The following is a 22,979-nucleotide window of genomic DNA, read 5'->3' as shown; positions in this document are numbered from 1 at the left end:
ATCGCCGCATGTCTTATCTCGTGCTCGCTCGCAAGTACCGCCCTCGCAATTTCACCGAGATGGTGGGGCAGGACCATGTAGTTCAGGCACTGACCAATGCCCTGACAACCCAGCGCTTGCACCACGCCTACTTGTTCACTGGGACCCGTGGAGTCGGTAAAACCACCGTTTCACGTATTTTGGCTAAGTCCTTGAACTGCCAAGGCGTTGATGGAAACGGCGGAATTACTGCAACCCCTTGTGGCGTGTGCCAAGCCTGCTCTGATATTGATAGTGGACGGTTTGTGGATTACACCGAGCTGGACGCGGCTTCCAACCGGGGTGTCGACGAGGTACAGGCCCTGCTAGAGCAAGCGGTTTACAAGCCTGTGCAAGGCCGATTCAAAGTGTTCATGATTGACGAGGTGCACATGCTCACCAACACGGCGTTTAACGCCATGTTGAAAACACTGGAAGAGCCCCCTGAGTACCTGAAGTTCGTTTTGGCGACGACTGATCCACAAAAAGTGCCAGTGACGGTCTTGTCCCGTTGTCTGCAGTTCAATTTGCGGCCCATGGCACCAGAGACCATTCGTGAACACCTGACCCGCGTGCTGGGTGTGGAGAATGTGCCGTCGGAGGTGCAAGCTTTGCGCTTGCTGGCGCGTGCTGCCCGCGGTTCTATGCGCGACGCCCTGTCGCTGACAGACCAAGCTATAGCCTTTGGGAACGGCCATTTGCTTGAGGCGTCGGTACGCCAAATGCTGGGTAGCGTAGACCGGTCCTATGTGTTTCGCCTGATAGAGGCGCTTGCGGTGGGGGATGGCCGCACAGTGGTAGAAACATCCGAAGAGTTGCGCCTGAATGGGCTGAGCGCGGGATCTACCTTGGAAGAAATGGCGACGGTTTTGCAGCGCATGGCCGTAGTCCAGACACTGGCCCGTGCAGGTACCCCCGTAGCAGACGCGGGCGAGGATGACAGTGACCCAGAGGCGGCTCAGACGCAGCGCCTAGCTGCCCTGTTGCCTAGGGATGAGACCCAGCTGCTCTACAGCATTTGCTTGCATGGGCGTGCAGATTTAGGTCTTGCGCCAGACGAGTATGCAGCGCTCACCATGGTGCTGTTGCGATTGCTAGCCTTCAAGCCTGCGGAAGCAGGCACTTCCCCGATGAAGCCTCAAGTCGGCGTGGTGGAAAAAAAAACTCTAGCAGTTGCTAGTGGGCCCAGCCAGCACGTAGCTGCACCACATCAGACACAGGCTCCAGCACCTCAAACACCGCTGGCGCAGTTGGGTGTGGGGGCCGCTGCGGTTCCGGCAGCAGGCTCTGCGCCTCCCGCATTTGGGGTCAATTCGGCCAGTAGCCGGGTGGTGCAGCCTTGGGAGGACGCCCCCCCCGTTGCCTCATCAGGCCGCGCGGAGCCAGCACGGTCCGCGCCAATCGTTTTAGATTCTGAGCCGCCAAGTCATCCGCAGCAGGGCATGGAATTGCCGCCGGGGCATTTGCTGCAAGTGCGAGGCAGCGGTTCAGAATCAAATGCGGCTTCTGCGCCCATGGGAATTGTGCAGTCCGCTACCAAAGTTGTAGCATTTCCGGTGCGTGAGCAATCGGAGGGGCGCGCCGATGCAGCTTCGACCCAGACAAGTTCTGTGGTTCAGCCCACGCAAGAGGGAGATTTTTGGCATGCAACGGTGCAGCAGCTGATCAAAGAAGAGTCCATTGCGGCCTTTACCCGAGAGCTAGCCTTGCATTCTCAGCTGTTGGCGCGTGACGTGGACCAATGGGTGTTGCGCGTGGAGCGCGAGTCGCTGAACCAACCTGGGAGCCGTGAACGGCTGACCAACGCCTTGCATGCGGCGGGCCATGTGGTGAAGCTGGTAGTGGAAGTAGGGCGGGTGACGGATAGCCCTGGCAAGCGCAATGCAGCGGCAGCGGCTGAACGTCAACTGGCCGCTGAGAAAATTATTTTTGATGACCCATTTGTGCAATCCATGATGCGTGACTTTGGCGCGAAAATCGTGCCCGGTTCGATCAAGCCCATGGCATAGCCTGGGCACGTATCTGGATGCTGATCGTTTTTGAAACCCCGAAGGAAATTTGATGTTCAACAAAGGACAACTCTCTGGCCTGATGAAACAAGCGCAGGCAATGCAAGAGAACATGAAAAAGGCCCAAGACGAATTGGGCAATATTGAAGTAACCGGCGAATCTGGTGCGGGCCTTGTGAAAGTCGTGATGACCTGCAAGCACGATGTCAAACGCATCACCATTGACCCCAGCCTCTTGGCCGACGACAAAGACATGCTGGAAGATTTGGTAGCGGCTGCGTTCAACGCAGCAGTGCGCAAAGCAGAAGAAACGTCTGCTGAGAAGATGGGCAAAATCACCGCCGGCATGCCAGGGCTGCCCGGTGGTATGAAGTTTCCGTTCTAAGCCCGCGCAACTGTTGTATTGATGGCTGAAACGAATGCGCTGGATGCGCTGATCCAAGCCCTGCGCCGCTTACCTGGGGTGGGGGTCAAGTCAGCGCAGCGCATGGCCTTTCATCTTTTGCAGCATGACCGCCCTGGGGCCCAGCTTTTGTCTCGTGCTTTGCAGGATGCGGCAGGCCATGTGCACCATTGCGAGCGCTGTCACACCTTTACTGAAGATGTCATCTGTTCCACCTGCCTAGACCCTAGGCGCGACCATTCGCAATTGTGCGTGGTGGAAACGCCAGCGGACCAGTCTGCGCTGGAGCGCACCAATGCCTACAAAGGCTTGTACTTTGTGTTGATGGGCAAACTAAGTCCGCTGGATGGAGTGGGGCCCAAAGACATTGGTCTTAAAAAATTATTTGATCGAGCCAGCGATGGCCTTGTGCGTGAGGTTATCTTGGCCACAAACTTTACCGCTGAAGGTGAAGCCACGGCCCACGTCATCGCCGAAGGCTTGAAGGCCAGGGGGCTAACACCTACGCGCTTAGCACGTGGTGTGCCTGTTGGCAGCGAGCTGGAGTATGTGGATCTGGGCACGATCGCCCACGCTTTGGTGGATCGCCGTTGACTTGCGGCCTTTCGCCTTTCATTTGAAAGAAGAGTCTTTTATGCAAACCGCCCATTTCACCATTGCCTATTGGTGTGTGCTCATTGCCGTGCTTTTGCCGATAGCTTGTGCCGGCTTGGCCAAGTCGGGCATGTTTGGTAAACCGCGCCGTGAAGGTGGCTACGACAATGGCGACCCACGTGCCTGGTTAGCTCGCCAAACTGATTGGCGTGCCCGTGCCAATGCAGCTCAGGCCAATAGCTTTGAGGCTTTGCCTTTCTTTATGGGCGCGGTCATCATTGCGCATCAGTTGGGGGCCCACCAAGGACGCCTCGATATCTTGGCGTTCTTGTACGTATTTTTGCGCATGCTGTACATCATGATGTACGTAGCGGGTATGGCCAATATACGCAGCATTGTGTGGATGCTTGCCTTTGCCATCAACATTGGTATTTTTTTCTTGGGCTACCGCTAAGCGTGCCGATGACCGCCTAGCGGTCATCGGTTCATGATTTGCTTTGGGTGCGCTTCGGCTGGGGTTTTGCGGCGCTGACTTGGGTGGGGGTAGCGGCTCTGCCTGTTGCGGTTGCTTTGCCTTTTTTCCCACTGTTAGCGGGCACAAATAGAACCACTTGCTGGCCCTGTTTAAAGTTCGCGTTGCTGCCCACTTTGTTCCATTGGGCCACGTTGGCCGTACTGACGTTGAACTTGCGAGCGATCGTTGCAACGCTCTCGTTTTTACCTGCTCTGACTAGGGTTCGCTTAAGCACCACCTCAGGGGCAACGGACAACTGGCCGTTGTCGGCCAAATGTTCGGTCACGTCTTTGTCCATACGCGCAGAGCGTGGAACTAGCAAAGAAGACCCCGCGCGAATCACCATTTTGGGGGGAATGTTGTTCACGTTACGCAAGTCCGCTTCCGACATGCCCACCTTCTTTGCCACGTCAGCAGTGCGCATGGTTGTAGGTGCGAGCCAGACGGTCCAACTGGCTAAACGACCACCACTAAAACCCTCAAGATTGCTTTGAAAAATGGCCGCGTTGTCCCAAGGCAGCAGGATTTGAGGCGTACCTGCCGCCATGATGACGGGCTTGTTGACCGAGGGGTTTAAAGCCTTGAAGTCATCTAGTGGGACTTCAGCCAGCTTGGCAGCCAAGGTCACATCAATGTCGTTGCGAATGGTGACGGACTGGAAATAGGGGTTGTTGCTGATGTGCGGCAACTTGGAGTTGAACGAGTCTGGCGCAGTGACGATGTTTTTGATCGCTTGCAGCTTAGGTACGTAAAAGCGGGTCTCCATGGGCATGTTTAAGTCCGTGTAGCCGGTGTTGAGTCCGGCCTTCTGGTTCTTTGCAATCGCCTTTCCGACACTTCCTTGGCCCCAGTTGTAGGCCGCCAGTGCAAGGTGCCAGTCGCCAAACAAACCATAAAGCTTTTGCAGATAGTCCAAAGCAGCGCGCGTGGACGCTAGGACATCACGCCTGTCGTCACGAAAGGAGTTCTGTTTGAGCTCAAATGATTTTCCAGTTGCGGGCATAAACTGCCACATGCCCGCTGCTTTTGCGCTGGAAACTGCTTGGGGGTTGAATGCGCTTTCGACGAATGGCAACAACGCCAGTTCGGTCGGCATGTTGCGCATTTCTAGTTCTTCAACAATGTGGAAAAGGTATTTTTTCGACCGGTCGGTCATGCGGTAGATGTAATCGGGCTTGTTGGCATACCACTGCTCGCGGTCACGTACCAAGTCGTTGTCCAAGTCGGGCATGGCATAGCCGCGGCGAATCCGTTCCCATAAGTCCGCTGGTGCTGATAGCGATGCCACCGTGCGTGTGCTTGGGCTTTGCAGGCTCATGGGGGCAAGCGGCACCGTGTCGTTGGGCCCTAGCGCGGGTCCGCTCGCTTGGGTAATGGGCGGAGTTTTGAGTTCTCGCGTAGGAGATAGCACCAGCGCATCCGCGCCAGTGCCAAGCCTAGTTACGGTGCTTGTACTACCGGATAGCCCCCGTGAATCATTGACGCCTGAGCTGGCACAGCCAGCCAAAAGCAAGCCGATACACAGGACAGTGGTATTCAAAAAGTTCATTGGTATTGGTTTTTCCATTGTCGCAGCGTGGCAAAGACGCCATCACGCTGCACAGCCGCCGCATCAAACCGATGGGCGGATGCTTGAATCACTGCGCGGTCACAGCGCAAAAAAGGATTGATGCACTTCTCAAGGGCTATCGTGGAGGGTAAGGTAGGCAATCCTTGGGCACGGAGTTCTTTGCAGTGATGTTGGTACTGCTGGAGGCTAATGTTCTGGGGTTCAACCTCAAGCGCGAACTTCAGGTTGCTCAATGTGTACTCGTGGGTACAACAGACAACGGTGTCGTCAGGTAGTGCCGCGAGTTGCGTCAATGAAGCATTGAGTTGCTGGGCGGTACCCTCGAAAAGTCGCCCGCAGCCCCCGCTAAACAAGGTGTCCCCGCAAAAAACAAGAGGATGACCGTTGACGTCTTCACTGTAGTAGGCGATATGCCCAGCGGTGTGCCCGGGTACGTCTAGCACCTTGAAGGCGCAGCCGAGCAATTCGACCCGGTCGTCGGCGCTGAGCCGTCGTAAGGGCTCGGGCATGCGTTCATGGGCTGGACCGAATACCTGAGCGCCCGTTGCGTCTCGAAGGGTATTCACCCCACCCGTATGGTCTGCGTGATGGTGGGTGACTAAAATGCCCGCAAGTTGCAGCGCATGGTGCGCCAAGGCCTCAAGAACGGGCTGCGCGTCCCCAGGGTCCACGACGAGCGCACCTTGGCCATCGTGCAACATCCAGATGTAATTGTCGTCAAATGCGGGCAGTGGTATTAACTTCATGAGCGATCAAATTATAAGTTTGCAAGATTGGTTTCAAACCCCGCCAGGTCGCTACCTGTTGGAGTGGGAGCAAGATTGCATTGATCGTGCAGTTGTGGATATCTTTGGTTACCACGCCTTGCAACTTGGTGCGCCTCTTGTTGACGGTTTGCGTGCAAACCGCATGCCCCACCGCTGGCTTGGGGTGGACCATTCCGGCGCTCCTGCTTTGAATCGAACGCTAGTTACGGACTATAGGGCCTTGCCATTTCCGGCCAATAGTGTGGACTTGATCGTCTTGCCCCACACTTTGGAATACTCCCTAGATCCTCACGCCACCCTGAGAGAAGTCGAACGTGTGTTGGTGCCTGAGGGGCGCGTTGTGATCTGCGGTTTAAACCCAGCCAGCCTTTGGGGATTGCGACAAAAGCGAAGCCATATTTACCAGCGCTTGGGCTATGGGCAGTTGTTCTTGCCCGCAGAGGGTGAGTTTATCGGGTACTGGCGGATGCGCGACTGGTTGCGCCTATTGGGGTTTGAGGTAGAGCATGGTCATTTTGGTCTCTATAGGCCTTCCGTCGCTGGCACGGTTTGGCTAGAGCGGTTTGCCTGGATGGACAGACTGGGGCCCAAATGGTGGCCTATTTTTGGAGCCGCTTACTTTTTGGTTGCCATCAAACGGGTTCGCGGTATGCGATTGCTCGGGCCAGCCTGGAAGAAAACGCCTGCGCGAGCTGGGCAATCTGTATCTGTTGTAGGGCGTAGCCCGAGCCGTAGTCGTTTTGAGGAGTAGTGCGTGGCTGAAGTGTTGAATCAGGTGACCATCTATACCGATGGTGCGTGCAAAGGCAACCCAGGACCTGGTGGGTGGGGTGTGCTCATGCAGTCATCCGATGGAAGTAAAAAAGAAATTTTCGGTGGAGAAAAGGAAACGACCAATAACCGCATGGAAATGATGGCCGTTATTCAAGCGCTTACTGCTTTGAAACGACCATGCACAGTGGTTCTGCATTTAGACAGTCAGTATGTCCTGAAAGGTATCACCGAGTGGTTGGCCGGGTGGAAAGCCAAGGGATGGAAGACTGCCAGCAAACAAGACGTCAAAAACGTGGATTTGTGGAAGCGGTTGGACCTATTGGTGACCCAAGCCGGTCATGTGATCGACTGGCGCTGGGTAAAGGGGCACGCAGGGGATCCCGGCAACGAAAGGGCTGATGCGCTGGCGAACTCGGGGGTAGAACAGGTTCAGCGGACCAAGTAGGGGCAACTTTACGTGGTAAAGCAGGCAGTTCGTCATGCGTGCGACTTTTTCAGCGGTTACATTCGAACGTTCTGTGTTCCTTATCATTGGGTTTGACTTGCATGGTTTCTAAAGTTTTGTATCCCGCGGTGGCAGTGGTCGGATTGGTTTTGGCGTCTGCGGGCGCATGGTGGTACCAAAGCAAGCCACAGGGTCCACAAGAAGTGTTGGCGAATCCATCTGCGGCAACCGCATCCCCGGCAGCCGGCAAACCTGCAACTCCGCGTGCCGCGGGCGTAGAAATCACCAAAGTTGAGCAAGCATCTCTGCAGGACGATGCCCAGTCTGTCGGTAGTTTGCGGTCGCGCCAAAGTGTCATGATGCGGCCTGAAGTCGCAGGCCGCGTCAAGGAGCTTGGGTTTACCGATGGAGCTAGGGTCCGCAAGGGGCAGCTCTTGGTGCAGTTAGATGACACGTTACAGCGGGCTGATCTGCGGCAGGCACAAGCCCAAGTGTCCATTGCCCAAGCGAACTACAAACGCAACCAAGAGCTCGTGGCACAAAACTTTATTGCCCAGAGGGTGCTGGAAGAAAGCGCAGCCAACTTGCAGGTAGCACAAGCACAAGTGTCTCTGTCAGAAGCCCGCTTGGCCCGTATGGCGGTCTTGGCACCCTTTGATGGCACGGTGGGCCTCAGGTCCGTCAATGTGGGTGACTATGTAAAAGACGGTGCTGACCTGATTAACCTTGAAGACCTGAGCAGCATGCTGGTTGACTTTAGGCTTCCAGAGCGTTACCAGCGGAAACTCAAACTGCAGCAAACGGTGGAGCTGGGCTTGGAAGCTTACCCAGGGCGCGTCTTTAAGGCACATATTGAAGCCATTGACCCGCTGCTAGATACCAACGGCCGTTCCGTGAGTGTGCGCGCAATGTTGCCCAACACCATGGGCGAAGCCGTAGCTACCAAAGATTCCGGCAAAGATGGCAAAAAAGACGCGAAAGCCCCAACACCCGGAGCCAAGTTGGAGCCAGTCGTCCGCTCTAAAGCCAACGAGGGTGGCTCAACTGGCGTTGCTAAGGGTGCCCAGAAAAAGGCTGGTAAGCCCGGTGAAGGTCCGCCACTCGGGCCCCTACGTCCCGGTATGTTTGCCAAAGTAACAGCGATTTTTGGTGTGAATGAGGCAGCTTTACTTGTACCCGAAGAAGCCATTGTCCCCCAGGGTGGTAAGCAGTTTGTAGTGCGTGTAGTACCACCTTCCGAGGTGCCCGCAGCAACAAATCTCCCGCCCGACACACAGTGGGTTTCTTTGCGCCAAGAAGTCAAGCTTGGTGTACGTCGCCAAGGCAAAGTGGAAGTGCAAGACGGACTCGCCACTGGACAAACGATTGTTGTGGCAGGGCAGCAAAGGCTTCAAAAGGACGGTACCCCGTTACGCATTGTTGAATTGGGGCGAGGTGCTCCCGGTTCCAAGCCTCCAGAGGCTGCCGGTGCAGCCAACCCTTCGGGTGCTGTCGTGGCACCTGCAGCTGCACCCGGGGTGGCCGCACCTGCATTGGCGGCGCCTGCGCCAGCTAGCCGTTAACTCTTCGCGAGCTAGTCACTATGCAATTGGCGGAAACCTCTATTCGTCGGCCGGTTTTTGCAACCGTCCTTTCTCTATTAATCATGTTGGTGGGTGCGGTTTCGTTTAACCGACTTTCCGTTCGTGAGTACCCAAAAATTGACGAGCCAGTGGTTAATGTGACCACTAGGTTCGGAGGAGCTTCTAGTAGCGTCATGGAGGCCCAAGTCACCAAAATTTTGGAAGACTCCTTGGCGGGTATTGAAGGTGTCGATGTCATTACCTCGAGTAGTCGACAAGAGCGCAGCCAAGTAACGATACGCTTTTCCTTGAGCCGCGATGCAGACTCTGCAGCCGCCGACGTGCGTGACAAAGTCTCAAGGGTGAGGCAACGCTTGCCACAAGGTATTGATGAGCCGGTCATAGCCAAGGTGGAGGCCGATGCGTTTCCGGTCATTTTTCTATCAATGACTTCGGACACCCATACGGCTCTGCAGCTGTCTGAGATTGCCAATACTTTGGTTAAGCCTGTGCTACAGACAGCGCCAGGTGCTGCCGATGTGGTGGTGCAAGGAGAGCGCCAGTTTTCCATGCGAATTTTGCTGGATTCGGACAAACTCGCAGCCTACAAACTGGCGATTCAAGATGTGGAAGATGCATTGAGGAAGTCGAATTTGGAAGTGCCGGCGGGGCGCATTGAGAGCACTTTGCGTGAGTTCAATGTCACGGCTGCCACTGATTTGCAAAAGCCCCAAGAGTTCTCGCAGATCGTGATTCGCACAGTGAACGGATATCCCGTGCGTTTGGGCGACGTAGCCCGGGTGCAACAGGCCGCCGCAGACGAACGCTCTAGCGTCCGTCTCAATGGGCGTGATGCGGTGGGCGTTGGGGTTGTGCGCCAAGCTACGGCCAACCCGTTGGACTTGTCGGCTGGTGTGCGCGACTTGATGGTAAAACTCCAAAAAGACCTACCTGCTGGTGTGACGATTGAGGTGGCCAACGACAGTTCAGTCTTTATTGACCGCTCGATCAGCGGTGTCTATCGCACCATCATCGAAGCTGCGGTGTTGGTGGCCTTGGTGATCTTTTTGTTTCTTCACTCGTTGCGGGCAGCATTGATACCCTTGGTGACGATTCCCGTCGCTTTAATTGGTACTTTTGCGCTGATGGCGCTAGCGGGCTTCTCCATTAACACCCTTACGCTGTTGGCCTTGGTGTTAGCGATCGGACTGGTGGTCGATGACGCGATCGTGATGCTGGAGAACATCTATCGACATATTGAAAATGGCGTACCGCCTTTTCAGGCGGCCATTCGAGGTGCGCGGGAGGTGGGCTTTGCCATTGTGGCGATGACCCTGACTTTGGTGGCTGTTTATGCACCATTGGCGTTTGCACCTGGGCGGACAGGGCGGCTGTTTACAGAGTTTGCGCTGGCCTTGGCTGGCGCTGTGGCCGTGTCAGGACTCATCGCGTTGACTTTGTCACCCATGATGTCTTCCCTCTTGCTAAAGCATCAAGCCAACCCGTCTTGGTTTGACCGCAGTGTTGAGGGCGTACTCAACGCCATTACCCGTGGCTATTCATCGGTCCTGGATTTGGTGTTGCGGCAGCGCTGGATTGTGCTTGTGGTAATGGGCGGCTGTGCTTGGATATCTTGGAGCGTTTTGTCAGAGATTAAGCGCGAGTTAGCTCCTATCGAGGACAGAGGTGTCGTGTTGGCTCAAGTTAACGCACCAGATGGTGCAACACTGGAGTACACCAACCGGTATTCCAAAGCCATAGAGCGAATTGGGGAAAACTACCCAGAGTTTGATCGAGTGTTTGCCACAATGGGCAATCCCACTGTAGCTCAGGGCAATGTGTTTTTTAGGGCCGTCCCTTGGGAAGAGCGTACCCGCACCACCCAGGAACTTGCCAAAGACATGACCGGCAAGATATCAGGCCTTTCGGGCGTTACCGCATTCCCGATCACGCCGCCTTCTTTGGGGCAAGGCTTTTCGCAGAGGCCCATTAGCTTCGTGATCATGACTTCCGACAGTTACCAGAACCTGTCTCAAACCGTGCGTGCATTTCAAGAGGAGTTAGCTAAGAACCCTGGTTTTGTTCAAGTGGACACTGACTTGCGACTCAATAAGCCTGAGTTTCGCTTGGAAGTTGATCGTGAGCGGGCTGCCGACATGGGCGTGGGCATTGATGTGATTGCACGGTCTGTAGAGACCATGCTGGGGGGGCGAAACGTGACCCGATACAAGCGCGAAGGTGTGCAATACGATGTGGTGGTGCAAACCACAGCCAGCGGACGTGATACGCCGGATGATATTGACAAGATTTTTGTGAGAGGGCGCGCAGACACCATGGTGCCCCTGTCCGCCTTGGTCAAGGTGCGAGAGGTCGTCGTGCCACGAGAGTTAAATCACTTTGGGCAGCGCCGATCCGCCACCATAACGGCAAACTTGTCACCCGATTACTCACAGGGTGAGGCCCTGAGCTTTATGGACGCAACCGCCAAACAAGTGCTGAAGCCAGGCTATGCGACCGATTTGAGTGGCTCTAGCCGTGAGTTCAAGAAGTCTTCAGATTCTTTGACCTTGGTTTTTATGCTGGCCTTGCTTTTCATCTTCTTGGTGCTGTCAGCCCAGTTTGAAAGCTTTGTGGATCCGTTGGTCATTATGCTGAGCGTGCCGCTTTCGATGGCCGGTGCTCTGCTGGCTTTGAAGTGGTCGGGGGGGTCCTTGAATGTGTATAGCCAGATTGGTTTGATTACGCTGGTTGGCCTGATTACCAAGCACGGGATTTTGATTGTTGAGTTTGCCAATCAGCTCAGAGAGCAAGGCATGGAGACAATGCTTGCCATCAAACAATCTGCTGCGCAGCGTTTGCGCCCGATTCTGATGACTACTGGCGCCATGGTGCTGGGGGCTGTGCCCTTAGCGATTGCCAAAGGTGCTGGTGCAGAAAGCCGCCAGCAAATTGGCTGGGTGATCGTTGGGGGTATGACGGTAGGCACCTTCCTGACTATTTTTGTAGTCCCCACCATCTACACACTTTTTGCCAGAAAACACGCGCCAGGGCCACGTACCGAAGACGCCTTTGCGGAAGTGACCTGAGCCACCAAGTTAGTTGGTTTGGCGGAGCAAACGCTGCCTTTGGGCGATTGCTTCAAGCTCCGCTAGGGTATTCGCATTGGCAAAGCTGTCTGCGTTCTGTCCTTTGCATTCGAAAAGGGCTTCTACGGCATTTTCCAACCTTAGCCACTCGGTGACTTTTCGTCCACCTGATTGCAAATACGCGTGTAGTCGCAAGTGCACTGAAATGTGCATAAGGCAAAACGTGGGTTGTAGTCTGCGGACTGAAGTTCCGTCATCCGCCTGATGTACAGATACCGCGAAGGCTACTTGTGCCGGGCTCCTATCCAATGCTTGCATGAGTCTTTCTAGCAGACTGGAGGGAAACTCGGGGGTGTCGCAAGGCACTGTCAGCACATGCTGACTTGTCAGGGCAAATGCTTTTGCGTTGGTCAACGCTGTATCGAATCCCTCGAGTGGCCCCATGCATTGAGGCGCTGAGTCAGCCCAGACTGGGTAGCCATATGTGGCGTACTCAGCGACGTTGCGATTGGCATTAATGGCTATGTAATCCGGACACCCTGTGGTTTGCAGGGCCAGCCGTTGCGCGACCCATACCGCAAGAGGACTTCCTTGGTACTCTTGCAGACCCTTGTCTAGATTACCCATGCGGGTGGCTTGTCCACCTGCCAAGACCACGGCACACACGCCATTGGCCGATATGGAACGCATTTCGACGTCAGCCACCGATGTAGCTCATTTCAGCGCGAGATGGTGATGGTGCATCCGCGGCTGTTCCTGAGGCGCGGAGCGCTGAATACCGGTCGGACCGATGTTCCCATATCGACGCGATTGCGTTTGCGAGCTGGTCGTCGTTGGCGCCAGATCTCAACAGTGTCTTTAGGTCATGGCCTTGGCTTGCAAAGAGGCAGAGAAAAAGCTTTCCTTCGGTGGTAAGGCGTGCGCGCGAGCAGTCACTGCAGAAGGCTTGTGTCACGCTGCTGATCAGGCCAATTTCGCCAAGGGCGGGATCATGAACACCTCGCGAATCGGCGTAGCCCCAGCGCTGAGCGGTTTCCCCTTGCACATGGGCCGCTAGCTGAACCAGTTCAAACTCGCTGCGTAGCGTTTCCATGACTTTTTGCGAAGGAAAAACCTCATCCATTCGCCAACCATTGGTGGCGCCTACGTCCATGTATTCAATGAACCTTAAGGTAGCCCCTGTTCCCCGAAAATGGCGAGCCATAGGCAGAATTTCATGTTCATTGGTTCCACGTTTCACCACCATATTGACCTTGATTGACGTAAATCCAACGTCTCGCGCTGCCGCTATGCCTTGCAATACGTCCGATACGGGGTAGTCCACCTGATTCATCTGGCGAAACACGTAGTCATCCAGCCCATCTAGGCTCACAGTAATGCGCTTGAGCCCCGCTTGACGCAGTGCAAAGGCCTTACGCGCAAGCAGGGAGCCGTTGGTCGTAAGCGTGATGTCCAAAGGTTCACCATTGGGCGTTCTCAAAGTTGCCAACTGCGCAATCAAGGATTCGATATTTTTGCGCAGCAAGGGCTCTCCCCCTGTTAGCCGAATTTTGCGCACACCGAGGCTTACAAACTGCTTTGACAAGCGGGTTATCTCTTCAAACGTGAGTAGTGCTTGGTGTGGCAAGTACGTGTAGTCTGAATTGAACACTTCTTTAGGCATGCAGTAGCTGCAGCGGAAATTGCATCGGTCTGTGACACTGATGCGCAAGTCGCGCATGGGGCGCTCTAAGGCGTCGAGCAGGGTTGCCTGCGAGGGATCTGTGTTGGCAAGAGGCGATCTGGCGTTGTGGACCCCTATTTGGATGTTGCGTTGATCCAAAATGGGGACGATACGGTGGCTGAAGCGGTTCTGCATGGATACTATTGTCTACCGTTCGCTAGGCGAGTGCTTTTTGGGATCTTTCGACGTTGCGAACTCTTAGCGAAAGCAATGTTTCGCATTCTTACCTCATGCAAAAAAAGCTGATTTCTTTGATGGTCTTGTGGCCTATATCGATGCTGCATGCACAAATTGCTAGCCCGGAGGTCGGGTTGGGTGAGCAAGAATATTGGGCGGAGATGCCGATTGTGTTGAGCGTTTCGCGCTTGGCGCAGCGCTTGGATGAAACTCCCGGGGCAGTCACGGTATTAGACCGTAACTTCATTCGCATGTCGGGCGCGCGTGATGTGGTTGATGTGCTGCGTTTGGTGCCTGGTTTTCAGACGACCACCAGTTTCGAAACTGATGCGCCTATGGCAACGTACCACGGGCGAACAGACGACTGGGCCAATCGAATTCAGGTGTTGGTGGATGGCCGCTCCGTCTACGCGGGGCATTTGCAAGGCTCTGCGGGCATGGGCTGGCAAACCCTTGCGATCGAAGACATCGAACGCATTGAGGTGCTGCGTGGGTCCAACTCTGCAGCATATGGGGCTAGGGCATTTTTGGGCGTCGTTAACATTGTTTCTCGCGATGTGCGTGAGTTATCCGGACCTGTGGTGTATGCCAATATTGGAGAGAACGGAATCAAAGACACTGGCGCACGTCTGTCATGGGGGCAAGGCAGTGAAGCGCAGCGCTTGTCGGTAGATAAGCGTGGAGACTATGGCTTGCGCGGTGCGTATGGCGCGAATCAGATTGACCGAGTGAACTATGCCGCTCACCTGATGCTGGGGGGCGGTAATGAATTGCTGTTTCGTGCGGGAGCCTTGGATATCAACGCTGGCCGTGGCGTAGTGGGGGACATTGAGGGAAATAGCGCGCACATGCGCTACTTGGGTTCTCGATACATTCAAGCAGACATTCGGAACAGCTTGGGAGAAGACCACGATGTGTTGTTGAGTGCGTCACACACTGAGCATTCGGTTGTGGATAGTTTCCCGTACCAAACCCCCGGGCCCTACTTTGGTGCAGGCATCAGTGCAAACTCAAGCGAGTACAACGATGCGATATCACTTCAAGATACGCGGCAGCACACCGATTTTTTTCGCACGGTTTGGGGGGTAGAAGCTAGGCGGGAGCGGCTGGCGTCTACCTCTAGCTTTGACACCGTGGGGCAGGTGAGTACAGATTTCATTCGCTTGTTTGGCAACACGGAATTGCGCTTGTCCAAAGACTGGATTCTCAACGCTGGCGCTATGGCAGAACGTAGCTCCATCGCTGGGTTCACTTTAGCCCCACGCTTGATGCTGAACTGGCATCTCACCGAGCGTCAAACGTGGCGTATGGGCTTGTCGACGGCATACCGGCCTCCTAGTGCGTATGAAAATTATGCTGCAACGCGCTACTACGATGTCAATGGAGGCAATCCCACCCAGTACTACGTTAAAAGCAACGGCGGGCTAAGGCCAGAGCGCGTGGAGTCGCGCGAGTTAGGCTACCTAGTCAATGTGCCAGAGCTCGGGATGACGGGTGATGTGCGGGTGTTTAAAGAACGCATTGTGGATGGCATTGCCCACAACAACGCTTCCCCACAGGACTATCTCAATAGCGAAGACTTTGAAATAAATGGGCTTGAGCACCAAGTGGCGTGGAAGCCAGCCAATGCAACGCGTGTGTTCTTTAGCCAGACATGGACAGACATCAAGGCGACGCGATCTATAGACGACGCGACGGCCTTTCGTACGAATCAGAGTGCGCCCAAATATGCAGCATCGCTCGCGTTCATGCATACCTTTAAGACTGGTACTAGCGTCACGCTGATGCATCAGCGCGCTGAGGAAACTGCGTTGATGGCCAGCAACAGAGAGCTTTTCTCGGTCGGGCGAACGGATCTGCGCTTGGCCCACCGAATGAAGCTCGAAGGTCATGGCACGGAGTTCGCACTGACTCTGCAAAATGCAGATGTACCTTACCGAGATGGCAATAGAAAGTTTTTCTTTGACCAACGGCTATTCGTTTCAGTGCGCTATGAGCATTAGGGCTAAGCACATGCATTGGTTTCGATGGGCGTGCAGTGGGTTGCTAATGCTGTTAGGGTGCTTGGTTGCCAGTCAGGCTGCCCATGCAGCTTCGGTCGTTTGGGTGGTCTGTAGTGACCGAAGTACCCAGTACGAGGCAACTGTTGCAGCTATCACGGCAGAGCTTGAAAACGGTGGGGTTGCCCGCAGTGAGGTGGTAGTCGCTTACTTGAGTGATCCCGGGACCATAGATCCCAGCGTGCTGAATAGCGGTAAGCTCATCATTACCCTTGGAAGCGAAGCCTTGGCGAAAACCTTGGTTCGCGATGTGCGAGTTCCCGTGTTGGCTACTCTGATTCCGCGGGGTAGTTTTGAAAGCCTAGTCAAAGAGCCGATTCGTAAGCCCCAAGCGCCTGTGTATGCTTTGTATTTGGATCAGCCGTTTGGGCGGCAACTAGATCTCTTGCATTTGGCACTACCGCATGCCAAGAGAGTTGGAGTGATTTGGGGCAATGGGTCTGCTGGCAACCAGTTGGCACTTGCGGCTAGTGCGCAGAGTCGCGGCATGGACCTTGTGGTCGGGCGTGCCGCACCAGATGGCTCACTGGCGCAGGGGCTTAGGACCATAACGGATGATGCCCAAGTGCTATTGGCCATTGCTGACCCCAGTGTTTTCAATAGTGCGACCCTACCCAATATATTGTTGGCAACGTACCGGGCCCAGATACCTGTGCTTGCGTTCTCCCAAGCATATGTAAAAGCTGGCGCACTTTTGTCTTTGTACAGCACGCCCGAGCAAATAGGGTTTCAAGCTGGCGCTTTGGCGCGCAGTGTTTTGGGAGGGGCGAACCTATCCCATGGCCAATACTTACAGGAGTACACGGTAGGTGTTAACGAACATGTCGCGCGCTCGCTAGGGTTGACGTTGGATGCTGCTCAGCTGTCCGAGCGCTTAAAACGATTGGAGCGCAAGCCATGAAGTTGCGTGAAATGCGCAGACGCATGCTGGTGGCCGCGGTGTTGCCGGTACTGTTAGTCGTTTCTTTTGTTGTGGGTGCTTTCTCGTTTAGCCGGGTCGGTGAGTTGGGCGAAGCGCATGCACAAAGAGCCAAGCTGCTTCTGCGGCAAGTGTCCATGGCCAGCGAGTTTGGGCTCTTTTCGGGCAATCGAGCAAGTTTGCAAAGTGCCGCTAGCGCCGTAAAGCTTGAAGCGGATGTGAAGTCTGTTCGTGTCTATGACGTTGACGCTCAGCTACTGGTCAGCGCAGGAGCCTTCACGCCGCTAGATGCAGCCCAATTGCGTCAAACCGAGTTCGGGGTTGTGGTGAGGAAAGCTGATCGAGATGTGGTTGCCGAGCCTATCTATGCGGTCAATATTCAACTGGATGATATGTTTGCAGACCGAAGAGAGCCCAAGGTGTCGACGCCGAAGTTGCTCGGATACGCGGTCTTAGAGGTTTCTCGCAGTGCGCTCGCAGCACGGGAGCGTAACGTATTGCTGGTGTCCCTGGCGGTTGGGGTGATTGGAGTTTTTCTGGGGGGGTTCTTTGCTGCTCGACTGGGGGAGCGGGTCGTTCAACCGATATTGAACGTATCACGGCGAATCGAGCGTATTGGCCAAGGCGATTTCTCTGGGCGCGCGAACGTTCGTGCACATGACCCGCTCCAAGAGTTGCAAGACGGCCTGAATCAAATGGCCATGCGTTTGACATGGGGTCGAGATGAACTAGAGCAGCGCATTGTGAGCGCCACCCAAGAGCTAAGGCAAAAGAAAGAAGAGGCCGAATTGGCAACCCAAGCCAAGTCCAAGTTTCTTGCTGCTGCGAGCCACGATTTGCGACAGCCTACCCACGCTTTGGGAATGTTCATTGCGCGCTTACGCCAAATTGAACTTCCCGCAGATGCCTCGCAGTTGGTGGGGCGACTCGAGGCCTCGGTGCAGGCCATGCAAGATTTTTTGGATGGGTTGTTGGATTTGTCCCGTTTGGATGCAGGAGTGGTTCAGGTTCAGATGCGGCCCCTGAGTGTGAGCGAGCTCTTTACGTCTGTGCGTACTTCACTGGGGCAGGTCGCTGTAGACAAAGGGTTGTATTTGCGGATTCGGCCATGCTCTGTGTGGGTACACAGTGACCCCGTGTTGCTCCAGCGGATGGTCATGAACCTTGTCCACAATGCACTACGCTACACGGAGCGTGGAACAGTCCTGTTATGCGGCCGCTTGGTAGAGCAAGGTCGGAGCTTGCGGATCGATGTGCTGGACAGCGGTATTGGAATTGCGCAGACCGATCACACCCGGGTATTCCAAGAGTTTGTGCAGCTTGGAAACGCGGACAGAGAGCACAGCAACGGACAAGGTCTGGGCCTAAATATTGTGGAACGCACAGCGGCGTTGTTAGGGATTGGCATTGCATTGCGCTCTAGCTTGGGGTGTGGAACACGCTTCTCGCTCACCGTCCCTCTGGTGGTGGCACCGGATGTCGTGTCTTCTTCGGCAGGGCTTCCCGCCTTGGTCTCGCTGGCTGGCGTGAAAGTCTTGGTCGTTGAAGACGATATCCTCTCACTGGAAGCAATGCGTGACTTACTGGACTCCTGGGGCTGCGAGGTCCTGGCTGCGGCTTCTTCTGCGCAGGCTACGGAATTGCTGTTGCGCGGTCATCGCGTAGATTTAGTGGTCAGCGACTACCGACTTGGCGATGATGTCGATGGTCTAAGGCTCATCGCAGGTCTCCGTGCACTAGCCGGGCGCGAAATACCAGCCTGCCTGATGAGTGGCGACACGGATGCGGCGTTGATGGAAAAAGCCAAAGATGCGGGGCTGACCCTGCTCCACAAACCGGTACGGCCAGCTAAGCTACGCAGCTTGATGCGACATCTGTTGCCGGTTTCGCAGAGCGCCCATTAGTGGGGAAGGCTGACCCAGGATGAGTCACCCGAAAGAGATGCGTATCCGGAACGAGCTGCTGCCACAACGGCTTGTGTCCTGTTTTGCACGTCAAAATGCCGCAAAATTGCTGCTACATGGGTCTTTACGGTTTCTTCGGACACACTGAGACTTTGGCTAATTTCTTTGTTGGACCGACCATCCAATAGCTGCTGCAAGACCAACTCTTGTCGTCGAGTCAGTTGGGGGCGTACATCAACATCCCGTAAATGTTCGCTTGGCCCGCTTGGTGTTGTCGATTGTTTGAGGTACACATCGCCGCGCAAGACACTTTTTACCGCCTGCAGAAGTTCATCACTCAGGCTGGATTTTGTGACAAAACCCGCTGCGCCCGCCTTGAGGACATGGTGCATCATTTGTCCATTGACGGACCCTGATAGCACTAACACGGGCAGCTCGGGATGTTGTTTACCAAAAACATCAAGTGCCACTAAACCTGTCATGTCCGGCAAGTGGTAGTCCAGCAAAACTAAGTCAAGGTCTTGGTGTTGATCTGCCAAGGCGAAGCCTTGAGCGCAGTTACCCGCCTGTAGCACCTGAACTAGGGGATCTAAGCCCTTAAGGACTTGACTCAGCCCCTCTCGGACCAGCGCATGGTCATCAATCACAAGAATTTTCACGTCAGGACCTCAGTTCAGAATAAGTGTTCGCACTAGGCAACATGTTAATGCCACTCGGGCTTCAATTTCTGAACGCACTCACCGTCCAAAAAAAGCCCGCTAATGCGGGCCTAGTGGTTGTTGGGCTAGAGGTGAAGCCGCTTAGCCACCGTGTATTTTCATCATCAATGGGACTATGAGTAAGGCCACAATGTTAATTATTTTGATCAATGGATTAACTGCTGGACCCGCTGTGTCTTTGTAGGGGTCACCTACTGTGTCTCCCGTCACTGCAGCTTTGTGTGTATCCGAGCCTTTGCCACCATGGTGGCCATCTTCAATGTATTTTTTGGCGTTGTCCCAAGCGCCGCCGCCAGTACACATAGAGATGGCGACAAACAAACCGGTGACAATTGTTCCCATCAGCAAGCCACCCAGCGCGGCTGGCCCTAAGAGTAGCCCGACCACAATCGGCGCAACCACAGGCAAAAGGGAAGGGATCATCATTTCCTTTATGGCGGCGGTCGTAAGCATGTCAACCGCTTTGCCGTATTCCGGTTTTGCAGAACCATCCATAATGCCTTTGATTTCCCGGAACTGTCTGCGGACTTCCACTACGACAGCACCTGCAGCACGGCCTACTGCTTCCATGGCCATGGCTCCAAAAAGGTAAGGTATCAATCCGCCAATGAAAAGCCCAATGATGACCATTGGGTTGCTGAGGTCGAAGCTAATGACCTTGCCGTAAGCCTCTAGTTTGTGGGTGTAGTCGGCAAAAAGCACGAGTGCGGCAAGTCCTGCAGAACCAATGGCGTATCCTTTGGTGACGGCCTTTGTGGTGTTGCCAACAGCGTCCAGTGGGTCTGTAACGTCCCTGACAGACTTGGGCATCTCAGCCATCTCCGCGATTCCCCCGGCATTGTCTGTAATGGGGCCATATGCGTCCAAAGCAACCACAATACCAGCCATGCTCAGCATGGAGGTTGCAGCAATGGCGATACCGTATAGACCAGCCAATGTGTACGCTGTCCATATGGCTATGCATACAAAGATGACAGGCCACGCGGTAGATCGCATGGATACGCCCAAGCCAGCGATGATGTTCGTACCATGGCCCGTGGTCGAAGCTTGGGCAATGTGCTTGACGGGGGCATATTGGGTGCCGGTGTAGTACTCGGTAATCCATACCAATGCCGCAGTCAAAACTAGACCGACCGCACAGGCCCCAAAGAGTTTCATGGGCGCGCCTGTGCTACCTAAAGTACCATCTGCAATCAGCGCTTGGGTAACAAAGTAAAAGAAAAACAAGGACAGGCCACCGGCTACTGCCAAGCCCTTGTACAGCGCAGGCATCACGTTTTTCATGCCCGGCGAAGCTTTGACAAAGAAGCAGCCCACGATAGATGCCACGATGGAAACGGCGCCTAAGGCCAAGGGGTAGACCACAATTTGGGCCCCAGCGCCTGTGACAAGTAATGCGCCCAACACCATGGTCGCTATCAGGGTCACTGCATAGGTCTCAAACAAGTCGGCGGCCATGCCTGCGCAGTCCCCTACGTTGTCGCCCACATTGTCAGCAATCACTGCCGGGTTGCGTGGGTCGTCTTCAGGAATACCTGCTTCCACTTTGCCAACCAAGTCAGCCCCGACATCTGCACCTTTGGTAAATATGCCTCCGCCCAGACGTGCAAAAATGGAAATCAAAGAGGATCCAAACGCAAATCCAATCAAAGGATTCAGCTTCGCAGCCGTCACTGCGCCATCTGGCACCAAGTACCAGTAGAACGCCGTTACTCCAAGCAAGCCTAGGCCCACGACTAGCATGCCTGTGATGGCGCCACCCCGAAATGCCACATCCAACGCTGGTCCAATGCCTTTGGTGGCAGCCTGGGCTGTGCGGACATTGGCTCGTACAGAGACATTCATACCAATAAAACCGCAGGCGCCAGACAGCACCGCACCAATGACAAAACCGACAGCACTCAGTGGGTCCAAAAACAAGGCGATAAGAATTGTTAGAGCCGCACCGACCATCGCAATGGTCTTGTACTGCCGTGCAAGGTAAGCAGCGGCACCTGTCTGAATGGCAGATGCAATTTCTTGCATACGTGCATTGCCGGCATCTTGAGAAAGTATCCAACTGCGGGCCCAAAAGCCGTATGCAACGGCAATGAATCCACAGACTAGCGCCAGTATCAGCGCGGAATTTCCCGTCATAGAAGGTCTCCTCTTGTGTTGGTTCGCTTATGGAGGGGGCAACGCAAGCGTTGACCCCGCTGCGTTGCTTCCTCGAAGCCCCTGCTGCTAAGAGCACGGTGGAGACGATTGGCCAACGGGCGGACTGTAACTTGAAATATCTAGCCGTAGCGCGGCAAGCAAGAGCGGAGTAAGTAAAATCAGGGTTAATCCTTAGCACTTATTGATTTAACTTAACCCGAAGAAGCACCATGTCACTTGATAACGTCACCCCCGGAAAAAACGCGCCAGACAGCTTTAACGTGATCATCGAAATTCCGATGAATGCGGACCCCGTGAAGTACGAAGTGGACAAGGCCACTGGTGCAATCTTTGTGGACCGCTTTATGAGCACGGCCATGCACTACCCCACCAACTACGGTTATGTGCCCAAAACCATTTCGGGTGATGGCGACCCGGTGGACGTGTTGGTGATTACTCCGGTGCCATTGATTCCTGGAGTGGTCGTTCAGTGCCGCGCTATTGGCATCTTGAAGATGGAAGATGAAGCTGGCCAAGACGGTAAAGTGTTGGCCGTGCCTATCAACAAAATCTTGTCCATCTACTCACACTGGCAAAAGCCCGAAGATTTGAACCAACTGCGTTTAAAAACCATCGCCCACTTCTTTGAGCACTACAAAGACTTGGAAGAAGGCAAGTGGGTCAAGGTGCTGGGTTGGGAAGGTCCAGAGTCAGCCCAAAAAGAAATCACCGATGGTATTGAGAACTACAAAAAGTCTGAGGCTGCTGCCGGGTAATTGCAAGAAAAGTACAGTTTGCGCCCTTCAGTAGTGCGCAGCTAGCTATAAAAATAAGAGCATCTGGCCGCAAGCCATCTGCTCTTTTTTCTTTTAGCGTTTCGGATCGGGGTACACCCAGTTTTGCAGCATGCCATCCCTGCGAAAGGGTTGCCAGCTTTCTTCTGCTTGGCTGAGGCGATCTGCCACTACCCACCACGTGCTGGGGTTGAGTGCGATACCAAGGTGGCTGGCATACACCTCAATGTTCTCCGTCTTGGGTTGGGCTTTGCTGCTCCGCTGTACGCTGGCTTCCCAGTGCACCACGCCATCGGTCCTCGAGAAGACAGAGCTTGTAGGAACCGGTGGCGCAGTGGGGAGATCAAACCTCTCCGCCTCGTTTGCAATATTCTTGCCGCTTGTAAGTTCAAACAAGCGCCACGCATTGGTGTTTCTGTGCGTTCCAGCAAACGGGGTGCCCAAAGTGATCACGCTGCGCACCAAGTGAGGGAGCTCTTTGGCGAGTTCTCGCGCGTAGATGCCACCCAAACTCCAGCCCAGTAAGCTGACCTTGCCGCCACTGTCTTGCGCCGCCTCCTCGAGTTGATGTCTGGCAAGCGGCATAACGCCAGCACGAGGGCCAAAGTTGTGGCCTTGCTTCCAACCCACGGCGTTGTAGCCTAGGTTTTGAAGGTACAGCCGCAAGGCCAATGTAGAGGTGTCGCTGGCAGACAGGCCGGGGTACATGATGACGCTGTGCCCATCACCTGCCGGCGCGCGCATCAGTGCCGGCCAACTTGGGAGCACGGACCAAAATTCCCAAGGCGCACGAAATTCCATGGCC

19 protein-coding genes are annotated in these 22,979 nt (G+C 54.8%); 12 read left to right on the top strand and 7 right to left on the bottom strand.

Going from position 1 to position 22,979, the window contains the following annotated elements:
• The first annotated feature begins 8 nt into the window (after positions 1-8).
• Genes dnaX through EXZ61_RS12225 form a run of 4 tightly spaced genes read left to right on the top strand, consistent with a single transcriptional unit; the run spans position 9 to position 3,478 of the window.
• Positions 9-2,027 (top strand): DNA polymerase III subunit gamma/tau, encoded by a 2,019-nt coding sequence (dnaX, locus tag EXZ61_RS12240; RefSeq protein ID WP_142812033.1) that lies wholly within the window; start codon positions 9-11, stop codon positions 2,025-2,027.
• Positions 2,028-2,079: 52 nt separating this feature from the next.
• Entirely contained in the window at positions 2,080-2,412 is a 333-nt protein-coding gene (locus tag EXZ61_RS12235) for a YbaB/EbfC family nucleoid-associated protein (RefSeq protein ID WP_142812032.1), read from the top strand.
• 21 nt (positions 2,413-2,433) lie between these two features.
• Complete coding sequence (recR, locus tag EXZ61_RS12230) at positions 2,434-3,024, top strand: recombination mediator RecR (RefSeq protein ID WP_142812031.1); 591 nt, start codon at positions 2,434-2,436, stop codon at positions 3,022-3,024.
• Positions 3,025-3,064: 40 nt separating this feature from the next.
• Positions 3,065-3,478, top strand: coding sequence for an MAPEG family protein (locus EXZ61_RS12225; RefSeq protein WP_142812030.1), 414 nt, complete (start codon positions 3,065-3,067; stop codon positions 3,476-3,478).
• Positions 3,479-3,509: 31 nt separating this feature from the next.
• Here EXZ61_RS12225 and EXZ61_RS12220 read toward each other — a convergent pair whose 3' ends face one another.
• Entirely contained in the window at positions 3,510-5,087 is a 1,578-nt protein-coding gene (locus EXZ61_RS12220; RefSeq protein WP_142812029.1) for a transglycosylase SLT domain-containing protein, read from the bottom strand.
• Positions 5,084-5,854: a hydroxyacylglutathione hydrolase gene (gloB, locus tag EXZ61_RS12215; RefSeq protein ID WP_142812028.1), complete on the bottom strand. Its 771-nt coding sequence runs from the start codon at positions 5,852-5,854 to the stop codon at positions 5,084-5,086. The genes EXZ61_RS12220 and gloB overlap by 4 nt, the downstream gene beginning before the upstream one ends.
• Here gloB and EXZ61_RS12210 point away from each other — a divergent pair.
• From EXZ61_RS12210 to EXZ61_RS12195, 4 genes are all read left to right on the top strand, one after another.
• Positions 5,853-6,626: a class I SAM-dependent methyltransferase gene (locus tag EXZ61_RS12210; RefSeq protein WP_178084857.1), complete on the top strand. Its 774-nt coding sequence runs from the start codon at positions 5,853-5,855 to the stop codon at positions 6,624-6,626. The two genes, gloB and EXZ61_RS12210, sit on opposite strands and share 2 nt — an antisense overlap.
• Before the next feature lie 15 nt (positions 6,627-6,641).
• Positions 6,642-7,094: a ribonuclease HI gene (rnhA, locus tag EXZ61_RS12205; RefSeq protein ID WP_142814227.1), complete on the top strand. Its 453-nt coding sequence runs from the start codon at positions 6,642-6,644 to the stop codon at positions 7,092-7,094.
• Between the two features lie 101 nt (positions 7,095-7,195).
• Positions 7,196-8,656, top strand: coding sequence for an efflux RND transporter periplasmic adaptor subunit (locus EXZ61_RS21985; RefSeq protein WP_178084856.1), 1,461 nt, complete (start codon positions 7,196-7,198; stop codon positions 8,654-8,656).
• A 20-nt stretch (positions 8,657-8,676) separates the two neighbouring features.
• Positions 8,677-11,742, top strand: a complete 3,066-nt coding sequence (locus EXZ61_RS12195) for an efflux RND transporter permease subunit (protein WP_142812027.1) — start codon at positions 8,677-8,679, stop codon at positions 11,740-11,742.
• Between the two features lie 9 nt (positions 11,743-11,751).
• Here the strand turns inward: EXZ61_RS12195 and mobA are convergent, their stop codons facing one another.
• Together mobA and moaA are read right to left on the bottom strand one after the other, a co-directional pair.
• A complete protein-coding gene (gene mobA / locus EXZ61_RS12190) occupies positions 11,752-12,447 on the bottom strand; it encodes a molybdenum cofactor guanylyltransferase MobA (RefSeq protein WP_142812026.1) in 696 nt (231 codons plus the stop codon).
• Complete coding sequence (gene moaA, locus EXZ61_RS12185) at positions 12,440-13,600, bottom strand: GTP 3',8-cyclase MoaA (protein WP_142812025.1); 1,161 nt, start codon at positions 13,598-13,600, stop codon at positions 12,440-12,442. Before moaA ends, mobA begins: the two co-directional genes overlap by 8 nt.
• A gap of 95 nt (positions 13,601-13,695) precedes the next feature.
• Between moaA and EXZ61_RS12180 the strand changes: the two genes are divergently transcribed.
• Genes EXZ61_RS12180 through EXZ61_RS12170 form a run of 3 tightly spaced genes read left to right on the top strand, consistent with a single transcriptional unit; the run spans position 13,696 to position 18,525 of the window.
• Positions 13,696-15,645, top strand: coding sequence for a TonB-dependent receptor plug domain-containing protein (locus EXZ61_RS12180; RefSeq protein WP_142812024.1), 1,950 nt, complete (start codon positions 13,696-13,698; stop codon positions 15,643-15,645).
• Positions 15,646-15,655: 10 nt separating this feature from the next.
• Positions 15,656-16,603, top strand: coding sequence for an ABC transporter substrate-binding protein (locus EXZ61_RS12175; RefSeq protein ID WP_168224759.1), 948 nt, complete (start codon positions 15,656-15,658; stop codon positions 16,601-16,603).
• On the top strand, positions 16,600-18,525 hold the full coding sequence (locus EXZ61_RS12170; RefSeq protein WP_142812022.1) for a hybrid sensor histidine kinase/response regulator: 1,926 nt from the start codon (positions 16,600-16,602) through the stop codon (positions 18,523-18,525). Before EXZ61_RS12175 ends, EXZ61_RS12170 begins: the two co-directional genes overlap by 4 nt.
• Here EXZ61_RS12170 and EXZ61_RS12165 read toward each other — a convergent pair.
• Both EXZ61_RS12165 and EXZ61_RS12160 read right to left on the bottom strand, forming a co-directional pair.
• Positions 18,522-19,184 (bottom strand): response regulator transcription factor, encoded by a 663-nt coding sequence (locus EXZ61_RS12165; RefSeq protein ID WP_142812021.1) that lies wholly within the window; start codon positions 19,182-19,184, stop codon positions 18,522-18,524. The genes EXZ61_RS12170 and EXZ61_RS12165 overlap by 4 nt on opposite strands.
• A gap of 141 nt (positions 19,185-19,325) precedes the next feature.
• Complete coding sequence (locus EXZ61_RS12160) at positions 19,326-21,380, bottom strand: sodium-translocating pyrophosphatase (RefSeq protein ID WP_142812020.1); 2,055 nt, start codon at positions 21,378-21,380, stop codon at positions 19,326-19,328.
• Between the two features lie 230 nt (positions 21,381-21,610).
• Between EXZ61_RS12160 and ppa the strand changes: the two genes are divergently transcribed.
• The gene (ppa, locus tag EXZ61_RS12155; protein WP_142812019.1) at positions 21,611-22,156 is read left to right on the top strand and encodes an inorganic diphosphatase; all 546 of its coding nucleotides are present in this window, start codon (positions 21,611-21,613) and stop codon (positions 22,154-22,156) included.
• A 93-nt stretch (positions 22,157-22,249) separates the two neighbouring features.
• Here ppa and EXZ61_RS12150 read toward each other — a convergent pair whose 3' ends face one another.
• On the bottom strand, positions 22,250-22,918 hold the full coding sequence (locus tag EXZ61_RS12150; protein WP_342590550.1) for an esterase/lipase family protein: 669 nt from the start codon (positions 22,916-22,918) through the stop codon (positions 22,250-22,252).
• Positions 22,919-22,979: the final 61 nt, after the last annotated feature.

The sequence above is a fragment of the Rhodoferax aquaticus genome, from assembly GCF_006974105.1.
GTDB classification, from domain to species: domain Bacteria; phylum Pseudomonadota; class Gammaproteobacteria; order Burkholderiales; family Burkholderiaceae_C; genus Allorhodoferax; species Allorhodoferax aquaticus_A.
This window is presented reverse-complemented; position numbering and strand designations above follow the sequence as displayed.

What these genes read in the sequence shown, in the direction of transcription:
- EXZ61_RS12220 (WP_142812029.1), bottom strand. Translation starts at nt 5,087, where the DNA reads ATGAACTTTTTGAATACCACTGTCCTGTGTATCGGCTTGCTTTTGGCT.
- EXZ61_RS21985 (WP_178084856.1), top strand. Translation starts at nt 7,196, where the DNA reads ATGGTTTCTAAAGTTTTGTATCCCGCGGTGGCAGTGGTCGGATTGGTT.
- EXZ61_RS12235 (WP_142812032.1), top strand. Translation starts at nt 2,080, where the DNA reads ATGTTCAACAAAGGACAACTCTCTGGCCTGATGAAACAAGCGCAGGCA.
- dnaX (WP_142812033.1), top strand. Translation starts at nt 9, where the DNA reads ATGTCTTATCTCGTGCTCGCTCGCAAGTACCGCCCTCGCAATTTCACC.
- EXZ61_RS12225 (WP_142812030.1), top strand. Translation starts at nt 3,065, where the DNA reads ATGCAAACCGCCCATTTCACCATTGCCTATTGGTGTGTGCTCATTGCC.
- EXZ61_RS12170 (WP_142812022.1), top strand. Translation starts at nt 16,600, where the DNA reads ATGAAGTTGCGTGAAATGCGCAGACGCATGCTGGTGGCCGCGGTGTTG.
- EXZ61_RS12180 (WP_142812024.1), top strand. Translation starts at nt 13,696, where the DNA reads ATGCAAAAAAAGCTGATTTCTTTGATGGTCTTGTGGCCTATATCGATG.
- ppa (WP_142812019.1), top strand. Translation starts at nt 21,611, where the DNA reads ATGTCACTTGATAACGTCACCCCCGGAAAAAACGCGCCAGACAGCTTT.
- EXZ61_RS12160 (WP_142812020.1), bottom strand. Translation starts at nt 21,380, where the DNA reads ATGACGGGAAATTCCGCGCTGATACTGGCGCTAGTCTGTGGATTCATT.
- EXZ61_RS12175 (WP_168224759.1), top strand. Translation starts at nt 15,656, where the DNA reads ATGCATTGGTTTCGATGGGCGTGCAGTGGGTTGCTAATGCTGTTAGGG.
- recR (WP_142812031.1), top strand. Translation starts at nt 2,434, where the DNA reads ATGGCTGAAACGAATGCGCTGGATGCGCTGATCCAAGCCCTGCGCCGC.
- EXZ61_RS12210 (WP_178084857.1), top strand. Translation starts at nt 5,853, where the DNA reads ATGAGCGATCAAATTATAAGTTTGCAAGATTGGTTTCAAACCCCGCCA.
- gloB (WP_142812028.1), bottom strand. Translation starts at nt 5,854, where the DNA reads ATGAAGTTAATACCACTGCCCGCATTTGACGACAATTACATCTGGATG.
- EXZ61_RS12150 (WP_342590550.1), bottom strand. Translation starts at nt 22,918, where the DNA reads ATGCGCGCGCCGGCAGGTGATGGGCACAGCGTCATCATGTACCCCGGC.
- EXZ61_RS12195 (WP_142812027.1), top strand. Translation starts at nt 8,677, where the DNA reads ATGCAATTGGCGGAAACCTCTATTCGTCGGCCGGTTTTTGCAACCGTC.
- moaA (WP_142812025.1), bottom strand. Translation starts at nt 13,600, where the DNA reads ATGCAGAACCGCTTCAGCCACCGTATCGTCCCCATTTTGGATCAACGC.